The sequence below is a fragment of the Lysobacter dokdonensis DS-58 genome (assembly GCF_000770795.1).
Classification (GTDB): Bacteria; Pseudomonadota; Gammaproteobacteria; order Xanthomonadales; family Xanthomonadaceae; genus Noviluteimonas; species Noviluteimonas dokdonensis.
In genome coordinates, this window is record NZ_JRKJ01000021.1 from 154051 (window position 1) to 166175 (window position 12125).

Below are 12125 nucleotides of genomic sequence, written 5' to 3' on the forward strand. Positions count from 1 at the left end.
ATCGCCCGGATGAATGGCCCGGGTTGTGCATCTGTAGAGCTGTTCGATCCCCCGTGAACGTGAAGGAGTACATCATGGCAACAAGAGGAACCGGCACCAGCAATCGCGGATTCGCATCGATGGATCCGGAGAAGCAGCGCGCCATCGCCGCGCAGGGCGGTCGTGCGGCGCATGCGCAGGGCGTGGCCCACGAGTTCGATTCCGACGAAGCCCGCGCCGCCGGGCGCAAGGGCGGTCAGGCCCGCAGCAGCCGCAGCGCCGCCGCGCGCGCGGTGAGCCTGGCCAACGCCGATCGTGACATCCAGGAGCCCCCGCCAGTCAGCCCGATGCATGCCATCTCGGATGTCTGGCCCAGGGGTGGACACCTCTGACGAGACGGGCGGCGACCGTGGTGTCGCCGCCCGCGCTGTTGTTACTTCCACCAGCCGCGCAGGCGCCCCAGCCCGATCGCGGCGACGACGAAGCCGCCCATCGCACCGACCGCGATCCAGAATCCGCGCGTGCCGGTGCCGAAGAAGCGCGCCTCGAAATTCATGCCCAGCACGCCGGCGATGACGGCGAGCGTGCCGAGCAGCACCGTCACGAACGTCAGCAGCCGGATCGTGTCATTCGTACGTTGCGTCAACCGCGTGTCGAGCAGGTCGAAGCTCCCGGCCACCAGGTCGCGCGCGCTTTCCACTGCATCCATGGTGCGCTCGTAGCGGTCGCTGACCGCACGGAAGCGACGCTGCACGAGATCGTCCTGTTCGGGCCGGAAGTCCGGCCGGCGCAGCGCATCGAACAATTCGCGATGCGCGCCGAGCAACTGGCGGAAACGCGATGCCGCACGACGCAGGTTGCCCAGTTCGGCGTCGTAGCCTTCCTTGACCTTGCCGCGGAACATCTCGACTTCCATCTGGTCGAGTCGCATCTCGAAGGCATCCAGCGCGGCGTAATACGCCGTCAACATGCGATCGAGCAGCGCGATGGCGAAAGTGTCGGCGTCTAGATCGCCGATGTGCGAGGCCGGGTCGTGGTGCGCGACGACCTTGTCGAGGAAGGCGATCGGTTCGCGATGCGCGGTGAACACCACGTTGCGCCCGACCACCAGCAGCCACGGCGCGCCGTGCAGCGTGCCGTCGGCCTCGTTCCAGCGTGGTGCGACGGCGCGCACGGCGTACCAGCCCTTGCGCATGACCAATGCATCGGACGTCGCATCCATCAGCGGTGCGACCAGGTGCGGTTCCAGCCCCACCTCGCGCATCAGCGCTTCGGTCGCCTCGCGCCCGTCCGCCGTGATGTCGATCCAGGCGAGTTCTTCGTTCGTCAGTTTCCCGAAGTCCAGGCCGCGCGGATCCTCCACGGGCCGATCCTCGCCGTTCGCGTCGAACAGCAGGGCGCGGACCGACGGTGCGCGGTCGTCGTGCGAGGGAGCCCATTCATTCATGCATCGCTTGTAGCAGCCGGCCGTAAAGGCGGGGTCAATTGGGTTCACGCGCGAACAACGCCCATCGAACGACGCTAGCCCCATGACGACCAAGGCCGAAGAAAAAGCGCTCGACAAGTCCATCGCCGATACCTTCCCCGCGAGCGACCCGCCGTCGCAGTCGCAGCCGGTGACCGCGACGCCGACACAGCCGCAGGTGGCGTTGCGTCACACCGGCATCGACGGCGACGAGCTGCATGTGTATCGCGTGATCGAACCGCGCAAGGCGTCCGAGCCGTTCTCCGGGTCCGGCGCGGACGCGGGCGGGCGTTGGACGTCGCCGCGCACGCCCGGTGTGTATGCGTCGCTCTCGCCTGCCACGGCGATGCTCGAATACCTGGTGCACCTGGAAGGCGAAACGCCGGACGAGTTGCTGCTCGCGCAGGCGACGGTGCCGGTGGCCAACGTGCTTGCGCAACTCGACCTGCCGAGCGACTGGAAGGAACGCCCGTATCGCGACACCACGCGGCAGATCGGCGACAAGTGGGCGAAGGCGCAGGATTCGCTCGCGCTGCGCGTGCCGAGCGCGGTGTGCGACGGTGAGTGCAACATCCTGCTCAATCCGCAACACCCGGATTTCGCCAAATTGCGGCTGGACCACCTGACGCCGCTGAAGCTCGATCCCCGCCTGCGCATCTGACGCGGCCCGCAATCGCGACGACATCCGCGATGCGGAGTTCGTCCTGCAGCTGCCGGCTCAGTTGCCGCGGTAACGGCAACCGGACGTGCAGGTTTCGTTGACCACGATTTCCGACAGCTGCGGCAGCGCCGGCTTCAGGCGCGTCCAGATCCACTTGGCGAGGACTTCGCTCGTCGGGTTCTCGAGGCCGTCGATGTCATTCAGGTAGTGATGGTCAAGCTGGTCGTACAGCGGGCGGAAGGCCGACTTGATGTCGGCGAAATCCATCACCCAGCCGGTGTCCGCGCCGGGCTCGCCGGAGACGTGGATCTCCACGCGGAACGAATGCCCGTGCAACCGCGCGCACTTGTGGCCCGGCGGGACGTTCGGCAGCCGGTGTGCGGCTTCCAGCGTGAAGGATTTGAAGATGTCCATGCCGCGATTCTAATCGCCTCCGCAAAATCCCGGTGGATCGCTGCGTAGAACTACGGACGCGCCCGGCGGCGCGGGCCGCCATCCTGCGGATCGAACCCAACGGGAGTGCGTCCATGCGCCTGGTCCTGCCTGTGTTGCTGGCATTCGCGGTCGCGGCCTCGGCCCAGGAAGGCGGGGCGCCGGTCACAGCGGAGAACTTCGGCCGCGCGGCGACCGACATCGCCTTCGCCAATGCCGTGCAGCACGGCGGATTCGGCAAGTTCGACCACAACCGCGCACTCACACCCCTCGACAAGCAACTGGTCGTGCGGCAGAACCGCGACACGTTGTATTCGGCCGCGGTCTTCGACCTCGATGCCGGACCGGTGACGGTCACGCTGCCGGACGTCGGCAAACGCTTCCTGTCCATGCAGGTGTTCGACGAAGACCAGTACACATACCAAGTGGCCTACGCACCGGGGCGCTACACGTTCACGCGCGACAAGATCGGCTCGCGCTACGTGATGGTCGCGCTGCGCATCCTGGTGAATCCGGAGGACGCAGCGGACCTTGGCGCGGTGCATGCGCTGCAGGACGCGACGAAGGTCGAGCAGCCCGGCGGCCCGGGCACATTCGACGTGCCGAAGTGGAGCATGGCCGACATCGCGAAGATCACCGACGCGCTCACCGTGCTCGGCGATACGTTGCCCGACAAGAACCGCATGTTCGGCAAGAAATCCGAAGTCGACCCCGTGCGTCGCCTCATCGGTGTCGCAACCGCGTGGGGCGGCAATCCGGAGAAGGACGCGACCTACCTCAACTTCACGCCGGCGAAGAACGACGGAAAGACGGTGTACACGTTGAACGTGAAGGACGTGCCGGTCGACGGATTCTGGTCGGTCACCGTGTACGACGCGAAAGGGTTCTTCCAGCCCAATCCGCAGAATGCGTATTCGTTCAACAACCTCACCGCGAAAAAATCGCCCGACGGATCGATCGCGATCCGATTCGGCGGCTGCGATGGCAGCGCACCGAATTGCCTGCCGATCACGCCGGGGTGGAATTACCTGGTGCGGTTGTATCGACCGCACGCGGAAGTCCTGGACGGAAAATGGAAGTTCCCGGACGCCGTGCCCGTGCAGGGATGATCATTCGGCCGCGACCGCCTCCACCTGGATGCGTAGCGCGACCGTCATGTCGAATCCGTAATCCTTGCCCGCGTCGATGCCGAACTGCGAGCGGTCGATCGTCGCTTCGGCATCGGCGCCGAACCAGTCGCGCTTGTTCATCGGATGCGGCATGCACTTGAAGCGCGTGATGCGCAGTTCGACCGGGCGCGTGACGCCGTGCAGCGTGAGCTCGCCCAGCACGGTGGCCGGCTTGCCGCCTTCGAACTTCGCGAACTTGCCGCGGTAGATCGCCTTGGGGAACTTCGCGGCATCGAACATCTCCGGCTTGAGCGCCTCGCTGTTCAACAGGTCCAGGCCGTAATCGATGCTGTCGATGTCGATCGTGATTTCCACCGAGCCGGTGCCCGCCGTCTTGTCGACGGCCACCGTGCCGGAGGTGCGATTGAACTTGCCGCGCCAGTGCGACAGGCCCATGTGGTCGGCCTCGAACGACGGATAGGTGTGCTGCGGGTCGATTTCGTAGGTCACTTCGGCGGCGGAGGCGAGCGGCGGGTCCATCGCCGCGGCGGCGATGAGCAGGCTGGCGGCGAGCAGGGAAGCGGTCTGGTGGCGCATGGCGCGGCCTCGTGGAGGTGGGGTGTGTCCCATTCGACGAGCGAAGGCGGCGGGAATCGACATCGCCCCGCGGAAACCGATCATTCCGTGCGGACGAGCCCCTCCGGCGCCCCGGCCAGGGCGTCGCCGTCGATCCGCAGTCGGAGGCCGACGCCGGGTTCGGTGAGGATCCACCGAGGCGCGGTCGCGTCGTCGCCGAGCTTCTGGCGCAACTTGGCCACCAGGATGCGCAGATAGTGCGTGTCCTGTTCGTAGGTCGGTCCCCACAATTCCCGCAGCAGGCGCGACTGCGTGACGACGACGCCGGCGTTGCGCGCGAGCACCGCCAGCAATGCGTACTCCTTGGGCGTCAACGTCACGGGCGTGTTGCCGAGCGCGACGATGCGGTTGGCCAGGTCGATGCGCAGATACCCGTCGTCGAGGTAGGCGCGCTGCGCGACGGGATGCCGGGAGCGCAGGTTCGCGCGGATCCGCGCAAGCAGCTCCTGCACGCCGAACGGCTTGGTCACGTAGTCGTCGGCGCCGCCGTCGAGCGCGGCGACCTTCTCGGACTCCTCCGCACGCACGCTCAACGCGATGACAGGGGTGGAGGCGTCGCGTCGGATATGCGCGAGGACATCCAGCCCGCTCACATCGGGCAAGCCGATGTCGAGCAGCACCAGCGAAGCGCCGCGCTGCGCGAAGGACTCGAGCCCCTGGCGGCCGGTCGCAGCGGAATCGACCGTGTAACCGTGCGAGCGCAGCACGCGCGTGAGGAACGCGCGCAGTTCCGGCTCGTCGTCGATGACGAGGATGTTCTGCGGACGCTCGCTCATCGCGCGCCCTTCCGCACTGCCTCCTGCATCGGCAACGTCAACACCACGCGCGTGCCGACGCGGCCGCATTCCGGCGCGCAGGCGGTGACGTCGCCGCCGTGCGCGCGCAGGATGCCGCGACTGATTGCAAGGCCGAGTCCGGAGCCGGCGCGACCGAGCGACTGGGGATCGTCGCTGACGAACATGCCGAACACATGCTCGCGCTGGTCCGGGGCGATGCCGGGTCCTGCATCGGTCACGTCGATCCGCGTGTTCGCCGCTGCGTCCTGCGCGATGCGCAGTTCGACCGGCGTATTCGGCGGCGAGAATTTGACGGCGTTGTCCAGCACGTTCAACACGGCCTGCTCGACGAACGGCCCGTTCGCGTGCACCGGACGCAGCGGCGATGCGATGTCGATGCGCACGCGCGCTTCGTCGCGATAGCGACGCAGGCGTTCGACCGCCGAACCGACGATCTCGTCGATCCCGATCCAGTCGCATGCAAGGCGCGCGCTTCCACCCACGAAAAGGCGCGTCGCGCTGAAAAGCCCTTGCACGTATTCGTCCATCCGCACGCACTCGCGACGGATCGCGCGCAGGTACGCATGCCGGTCGTCGTCGGCCAGGTGCACGAACGAGTCGTGCAACACCTCCGACGCGCCGAGGATGACGGACAGCGGATTGCGCAGGTCGTGCGATACCGAGGCCAGCAACGCCGACGGCAATGCGAGCGCATCGGCCACGACGCCATGCGTCGCCGCTTGCGCGTGCTGCATCTGGTTGTGCGTTGCGTTCTGCATTCGTGTGGTCGCTTCCCGTTCTCCGAGGGGCGCGGATTTTTTAGCGGGGTGCGACTGACCCGCAACCGAACGACCTGAATTTTTACGTCATCTTTACGCGATTTCACGCGCTCTCGACTTCACGTTGGCAACTGGTTCGTGAAGACTGGTCGACCGTGACATGACGCCAGGGGACGGCAGTGCATGCACACCCGCCACAAGGCGCAAGACTCATGATCGCGACACCCATCGGCACCGGCATCGCCGGGCTCGACACCGTGCTCGGCGGTGGCTACACACCCCGCCGTCTTTATCTCATCGAAGGCTTGCCGGGCTCGGGCAAGACGACACTCGCAATGCAATTCCTCATGGCCGGGCGCGACCTGGGGGAGCGCGTGTTGTACGTGTCGTTGTCGGAAACCGAGCAGGAACTGCGCGAGATGGCGTCCTCGCACGGCTGGACGCTCGACGGCGTCTCCCTGTACGAGCCGCTCGCCAACGCAGAGCGCATGTCGAGCGATGCGCAGTACACGATGTTCCATCCCTCCGAGGTCGAGCTCGCCGATACCACGCAACGCATCCTGCGGCACATCGAGGAATTCCGCCCGGACCGCCTCGTGTTCGATTCGCTTGGCGAGCTGCGGCTGCTGTCGGGATCGCCGCTGCGGTATCGCCGGCAGGTGCTCGCGCTCAAGCAGTACTTTTCCGAACTGGCGTGCACGACGTTGCTGCTCGACGACATCGGGCCGGCCGACCAGGGCATGCACGTGCACACCATCGTGCACGGCGTGCTGCGGCTGCAGGCGGTGGACGCGGCCTTCGGCGGCGACAGGCGACGCCTGCGCGTGGGCAAGTTCCGCGGACGGCGGTTCATCGGCGGGTACCACGACTATCGGATCGAGACCGGCGGCCTGCTGGTCTTCCCGCGACTGGTCGCATCCGACTACCGCCGCGAGGCGCCGCAGGATCGCATCGGCACCGGGATGGCGCAGCTCGACACCCTGTTCGGCGGCGGCCTCTCGCGCGGGACGAGCACGCTGCTGATCGGCGCGGCCGGCACGGGCAAATCGTCGCTGGCGACGCTGATCGCGTGCGCGGCGGCCGACCGCGGCGAGCGCACGGCGATCTTCGCCTTCGACGAGAGCGTGCGCGCCTTCATCACGCGTTCGGAAGGGTTGGGGTTTCCCGTCGTGCAGCGCATGGAGGAAGGATTGATATCGCTGCGTGCGATCGATCCGGCGGAGCTGTCCTCGGGCGAGTTCACGCAGGTGATCCGGGACGCGGTCGAACGCGACGAGGTCCGCGTGGTCGTGATCGACAGCCTCAACGGCTATCTCAACGCAATGCCGGGCGAACAGCACATGCTGTTGCAGTTGCACGACCTGCTCGCGTACCTGGGCTCGCTGGGGATCATCACGCTCCTGGTCAGTGCGCAACTCGGCCTGATCGGCACGATGAGCAACCGCGTGGACGTGAGCTACCTCGCCGATGGCGTCGTGCTGTTGCGTTACTACGAGGCGGAAGGCGAAGTCCGCCAGGCCATTTCGGTGCTCAAGCAGCGCACGGGCGAGCACGAGCGGACGATCCGGCCGTTCCGGATGTCCTCGCGCGGCTTCGAGATCGGCGAGCCCCTGCGCGAACTGCGCGGCGTGCTCACCGGCGTCCCGCAGGAGCGCACGCCGGCGCCGGACACGCTGCGGCGCTGATCGATGCAGACGATCGAGGCCAGCGAACGGGGCGACGATTCCGGGCTGCGGATCCTGTTGTTGCTGCCCACGCAGCGCGATACGCAGTTGGCGGCGCGCGTCCTGCGCGAAGAGGGCATGGCCGCGACCGAATGCAGGGATGACGATGCATTGCGCGATGCGTTGCGCGAGCCGGCCGGCGCGGTGTTCATCGCGGAGGAATGGTTGACCCATGGCGCGCACGCATTCCTGGCCGACATCCTCGCGCGCCAGCCGGCGTGGTCTGACCTGCCCGTCGTCGTGGTGGCGCGCAGCAACAGCGATTCTGTGCAACTGGCGCGCTTGCTCGACACGCTCGGCAATGCCTCCATGCTGGAACGCCCGGCACGCGTGGCGGCGCTCACCAGCGCGGCGCGCACGGCCTTGCGCGCCAGGCAACGCCAGTACCAGATCCGCGCGCAATTGGAGGATCTCGAACGCGCGCGGGCCGAGCTCGACGCCGCCGCGCGTCGCAAGGACGAGTTTCTCGCGATGCTCGGCCACGAGCTGCGAAACCCGCTGGCGCCGATCCGCAACGCCATCGAAGTGTTGCTCCGCGAAGAGCAGCAGCCGCGTTCGCGCACGATGCTCGGGATGATGCGGCGCCAGGTGGACCACATGGTGCGCCTGGTGGAAGACCTGGTGGACGTCGCACGCCTGACGCAGGGGACCATCGAACTGCGATTGCAGCCGACGTCCATTCCCGAAGTGCTGCAGTCGGCGATCGCGCTGAGCCGTCCGCTCGTCGAATCGGGCGGCCACGCGCTGGACATCGACATCCCCGAGGATGCCCTGCTGGCGATGGCCGATTCCACCCGCCTGTCGCAGGTGTTCAGCAACCTCCTCAACAATGCGGCCAAGTATTCCTCGCCCAACGGCGCGATCCGGCTCTCGTTGTTGCGCGACGGCAACGAGGCGGTGGTGCGCGTGGCCGACCGCGGGATCGGGATCGAGCCGGCGATGTTGCCGCGCATCTTCGAGTTGTTCACGCAGGGCCGCCATCTGCCGCATCACGCGCGGGGCGGCCTCGGAATCGGGTTGACGCTGGTGCGCAGCCTGGTGCGGATGCACAACGGCGTGATCGAAGCGCGCAGCGACGGTCCCGGGCAGGGTTCCGAATTCACGGTGCGGCTGCCCTTGTTGCGCAACGCCGTCGCGCGCAACCCGGTGCGCGCGCCAGACCTCACGGTGCCCGGCGCCTTGCGCGTGCTGGTCGTCGACGACAATGTCGATGCCGCTGAAACGATGGGCTTGCTGCTGGGCGTGCTCGGTGTCGAACACGCGATCGCCTTCGACGGAGCCGATGCATTGCGACGGGTGGACGGCGCGGCGCCCGATGCCGTGCTGCTCGACCTGGGGATGCCGGGCATGGATGGGTTCGAAGTCGCGCGGCGCATTCGCGCGCGACATCCCGAGGTCGCCCTGGTTGCGTTGACGGGGTGGAGCCAGGCCGAGGACGTCGCGCGCACGCGGGCGGCCGGTTTCTCCGAACACCTGAGCAAGCCCGTGAGCCCGGCCGCGTTGACCGCGCTGCTCCGGCGCCTGCGTGCGAAGGGCGCGTGAACGCGCGATTGCGCGATATCGACAGGCGTCACGTACGCTTGGGTAGCATTGGACGCATGTCCACGCAGCCACGGCCGCCGGCACTGGAGATCATCGAGATCGTGCGACAGCTTGCGTCGTGCGATGCGGTGGAGGATGTCGTGCGCGTGCTCGCCGTTTCGACGCGGCAGCACGTCGGCGCCGACGGCGTGTCGGTGGTGATGCGCGACGGCGATCGCGCGCGCTACCTCGAGGAAGACGCCATCGGTGCGTTGTGGAAGGGGCAGGACTTCCCGGCCGACGCATGCATCTCCGGTTGGGCGATGAAGCACGGCGAGCAGGTCGTCGTTCCCGACACGCGTGAAGACGCACGCATCCCGCAAACCCTGTACGAAGCCACTTTCGTCCGTAGCCTGGTCATGACGCCGATCGAATGCGCGGGCGAGGTGATCGGCGCGCTCGGTGCCTATTGGTCGCGGCCGCGCACGCCATCGCGCGAGGAATGCGCGACGCTCGATGCGATCGCGAATTCCGCGGCGCTCGCGCTCGTCAACGTGCGGCTGCTCGCGGAGATCAAGCTGGACGAGCATCGCAAGGAACGGTTCCTCGACGGGCTCGCCAACGAACTCGGCGCGCTTGTCGGCCCGTTGCGCACGTCCCTGCACACGCAGCGGCATTCGACCGACGACGCGGCGCTGCGTCGCGCGGGCGAGGTGATCGTGCAACAACTCGCGGGCCACGCGCGATTGATCGATCACCTGCGCGACACGAGTGCGCTCCTGTCCGGCAAGGACGACCCCGCGTTCTGGCCGATCGACCTGTCCGATCCGATCGCGCGCGCTGTGGAGGAACGTCGCGGCGCGGCCACCGCGGCGGACGTCGACCTCGACCTGCGCAAACCGTCGACGCCCCTGCCGGTGCTCGGTGACGAACACCGCCTCACGCAGGCGATCGGGCACGTGCTCGACAACAGCCTGCGTTTCACACCGCCGGGCGGGCGGATCACGGTCGCGGCCGCCGTCATCGGTTCGTGCGTGGTCGTGGAGATCGTCGACACCGGCGTGGGGATTTCGCGACAGGTGCTGCCGCATCTGTTCGAACCGTTCTATCGCCCCGAACACGAGCCGGAGAACAGCGCATCGGGCCTGGGCCTCGGCCTGAGCCTGGTGGCGCGCATCGCGCGCACGCACGGCGGCACCGCGAGCATCCAGAGCGAAGGCGCGGGGCACGGCACGCGGGTGACGTTGCGGATCCCGTTGCTCGACCTGCGCGAGACCGCGCCGGTGCGCGCATCGCGGGCGCCGTCGCCGGGTTGATGGTCCGCCGAAAATGCGAAAGGCCCGCGCAACGGCGGGCCTTCGACGAGTGGTGGCTATGGGTGGACTCGAACCACCGACCCCAGCATTATGAGTGCTGTGCTCTAACCGGCTGAGCTACATAGCCACGGAGAGCCGCGAATTATTCCCGTCCCGGGGTCGTCGCGTCAATGCTCGCGCACGTTCACCAAGGTCCGCTTGTGGGGGCGGCGGGGGCGTGGCAGAGTCGGTCGTAGTGCATTTCGGAGTCCGCATCGTGATCGATCCGGACGGTTATCGCCCCAACGTGGGCATCGTGCTCATGCATCCGGATGGTCGGGTGTTCTGGGCGCGGCGTGTCCACCGCGATGGGTGGCAGTTCCCGCAAGGCGGGATGAACACCGACGAGACGCCGCTCGAGGCCATGTACCGCGAGCTGCGCGAGGAGACCGGCTTGTTGCCGGACCATGTCGCGGTCCTCGGGGTCACGCCGGGTTGGCTGCGCTATCGGCTGCCCCAACGGGCCATCCGCCGCAACGACAAGCTGGTCTGCATCGGGCAGAAGCAGGTCTGGTATCTGCTGCAGTTCACCGGTGAGGAAACCGACCTGTGCCTGGACGGCACCGAGAAACCTGAATTCGACCATTGGCGTTGGGTCGACTTCTGGTATCCGGTGGAGCACGTCGTGAACTTCAAGCGCAGCGTGTACGCCAGCGCCCTGGGGCACCTGGCCCCGTTCGCGCGGCAGGTCGCGGGCGCGCTCGCCGTCCCGCACCCCAGCAAGGACCAGCGGCCGGACCTGGGCCTCCACAACCGGCAGCGGCCGCGCCGCCGCGTGGTGGCGGGTGAACGGAGCGGGGGCTCCTCACCGGAAAGCAATTGACAACGATTCGCATTCGTGGGGAAATGGCCACGTCGTCCCGGCCTGCGGTTCCTCCCCCATGTTCGTCTGCATCTGCCATGGCATCACCGACAGCACGATCCGCGAAGCCGCGGAAAACGGCTGCACGAGCGTGACCGAGCTGACGATGCGCACCGGCGCCGGTTCGACCTGTGGTTCCTGCATGGACATGGCGGCCGACCTGCTCGCCCGCCACGCGCCCGCCGAGCCGGGCTTCGCCGAACTGCCGGTGCTCCAGGCCGCTTGAGGCGGCACCTTCGATCGACCCTCCCCAACGCGGGCGCGGTGCGTTGATGCAAACGCATCGCGTTTCGTCGTGCCCGGCGCGGGCGCGCTAGCATCCGCGCATTCGACGCACGGAGCACGATCATGAAGGGCGACCCCAAGGTCATCGAACATCTCAACCGGGCGCTCTACAACGAGCTGACCGCGATCAACCAGTACTTCCTGCACGCCAAGATGCTGAAGAACTGGGGCCTGAAGGAACTGGCCGAGCACGAGTACAAGGAATCGATCGACGAGATGAAGCACGCCGATCGCCTGGCCGAGCGCATCCTGTTCCTCGAAGGGCTGCCGAACTTCCAGGCGCTGGGCAAGCTGCGCATCGGCGAGAACCCGCGCGAAGTGTTGCAGGCCGATCTGGCGCTGGAGCTGGAAGCGCTGCCGACGCTGCGCGATGCGATCAGCTACTGCGAGAGCATCCGCGATTCGGTCAGCCGGCGCTTGTTCACCGACATCCTCGATTCGGAAGAAGAGCACATCGACTGGATCGAGACGCAGCTGGCGTTGATCGATCGCCTCGGTGAGGCGAATTACTTGCTCACGAAGATCGAAGAGTAAGTCGCGC

General features: G+C 67.2%; 14 protein-coding genes and 1 tRNA gene. 9 read left to right on the forward strand and 6 right to left on the reverse strand.

The features are described 5' to 3' along the window. Nucleotides 1–74: 74 nt before the first annotated feature. Nucleotides 75–371, forward strand: coding sequence for a KGG domain-containing protein (locus LF41_RS16290; protein WP_084073667.1), 297 nt, complete (start codon nucleotides 75–77; stop codon nucleotides 369–371). 41 nt (nucleotides 372–412) lie between these two features. Here the strand turns inward: LF41_RS16290 and LF41_RS13470 are convergent, their stop codons facing one another. Continuing rightward, nucleotides 413–1426, reverse strand: a complete 1014-nt coding sequence (locus LF41_RS13470) for a magnesium transporter CorA family protein (RefSeq protein ID WP_036170595.1) — start codon at nucleotides 1424–1426, stop codon at nucleotides 413–415. Nucleotides 1427–1508: 82 nt separating this feature from the next. On the opposite strand from LF41_RS13470, the gene LF41_RS13475 reads away from it, so the two are divergent. Then, the gene (locus tag LF41_RS13475; RefSeq protein ID WP_052116444.1) at nucleotides 1509–2105 is read left to right on the forward strand and encodes an RES family NAD+ phosphorylase; all 597 of its coding nucleotides are present in this window, start codon (nucleotides 1509–1511) and stop codon (nucleotides 2103–2105) included. 57 nt (nucleotides 2106–2162) lie between these two features. On the opposite strand, the gene queD is transcribed toward LF41_RS13475, so the two are convergent. Beyond that, nucleotides 2163–2519, reverse strand: a complete 357-nt coding sequence (gene queD / locus LF41_RS13480) for a 6-carboxytetrahydropterin synthase QueD (RefSeq protein WP_036170597.1) — start codon at nucleotides 2517–2519, stop codon at nucleotides 2163–2165. Between the two features lie 113 nt (nucleotides 2520–2632). Between queD and LF41_RS13485 the strand changes: the two genes are divergently transcribed. Next, entirely contained in the window at nucleotides 2633–3646 is a 1014-nt protein-coding gene (locus LF41_RS13485) for a DUF1254 domain-containing protein (protein ID WP_036170599.1), read from the forward strand. On the opposite strand, the gene LF41_RS13490 is transcribed toward LF41_RS13485, so the two are convergent. The 3 genes from LF41_RS13490 to LF41_RS13500 form a co-directional block, all read right to left on the reverse strand. Beyond that, the gene (locus tag LF41_RS13490) at nucleotides 3647–4243 is read right to left on the reverse strand and encodes a YceI family protein (RefSeq protein WP_036170601.1); all 597 of its coding nucleotides are present in this window, start codon (nucleotides 4241–4243) and stop codon (nucleotides 3647–3649) included. A gap of 80 nt (nucleotides 4244–4323) precedes the next feature. Further along, nucleotides 4324–5058, reverse strand: a complete 735-nt coding sequence (locus LF41_RS13495; protein ID WP_052116445.1) for a response regulator transcription factor — start codon at nucleotides 5056–5058, stop codon at nucleotides 4324–4326. Next, a complete protein-coding gene (locus LF41_RS13500) occupies nucleotides 5055–5837 on the reverse strand; it encodes a sensor histidine kinase (RefSeq protein ID WP_036170603.1) in 783 nt (260 codons plus the stop codon). The genes LF41_RS13495 and LF41_RS13500 overlap by 4 nt, the downstream gene beginning before the upstream one ends. A gap of 212 nt (nucleotides 5838–6049) precedes the next feature. Between LF41_RS13500 and LF41_RS13505 the strand changes: the two genes are divergently transcribed. Genes LF41_RS13505 through LF41_RS13515 form a run of 3 tightly spaced genes read left to right on the forward strand, consistent with a single transcriptional unit; the run spans nucleotide 6050 to nucleotide 10398 of the window. Then, nucleotides 6050–7522 (forward strand): ATPase domain-containing protein, encoded by a 1473-nt coding sequence (locus LF41_RS13505; RefSeq protein ID WP_036170604.1) that lies wholly within the window; start codon nucleotides 6050–6052, stop codon nucleotides 7520–7522. A gap of 3 nt (nucleotides 7523–7525) precedes the next feature. Beyond that, complete coding sequence (locus tag LF41_RS13510; protein ID WP_052116446.1) at nucleotides 7526–9103, forward strand: ATP-binding protein; 1578 nt, start codon at nucleotides 7526–7528, stop codon at nucleotides 9101–9103. A gap of 56 nt (nucleotides 9104–9159) precedes the next feature. Further along, nucleotides 9160–10398 (forward strand): GAF domain-containing sensor histidine kinase, encoded by a 1239-nt coding sequence (locus LF41_RS13515; RefSeq protein WP_036170606.1) that lies wholly within the window; start codon nucleotides 9160–9162, stop codon nucleotides 10396–10398. A gap of 50 nt (nucleotides 10399–10448) precedes the next feature. Here LF41_RS13515 and LF41_RS13520 read toward each other — a convergent pair. Beyond that, a tRNA-Met gene (locus LF41_RS13520) sits at nucleotides 10449–10525 on the reverse strand. Nucleotides 10526–10654: 129 nt separating this feature from the next. On the opposite strand from LF41_RS13520, the gene LF41_RS13525 reads away from it, so the two are divergent. The 3 genes from LF41_RS13525 to bfr all read left to right on the forward strand — a co-directional run bounded on the left by LF41_RS13525 (nucleotide 10655) and on the right by bfr (nucleotide 12118). Then, nucleotides 10655–11260, forward strand: a complete 606-nt coding sequence (locus tag LF41_RS13525) for an RNA pyrophosphohydrolase (RefSeq protein WP_036170607.1) — start codon at nucleotides 10655–10657, stop codon at nucleotides 11258–11260. Between the two features lie 58 nt (nucleotides 11261–11318). Further along, entirely contained in the window at nucleotides 11319–11525 is a 207-nt protein-coding gene (locus LF41_RS13530) for a (2Fe-2S)-binding protein (RefSeq protein ID WP_036170609.1), read from the forward strand. A gap of 122 nt (nucleotides 11526–11647) precedes the next feature. Next, nucleotides 11648–12118 carry a bacterioferritin gene (bfr, locus tag LF41_RS13535; protein ID WP_036170611.1) on the forward strand — a complete coding sequence of 157 codons (471 nt, stop codon included), beginning with the start codon at nucleotides 11648–11650 and terminating at the stop codon, nucleotides 12116–12118. Nucleotides 12119–12125: the final 7 nt, after the last annotated feature.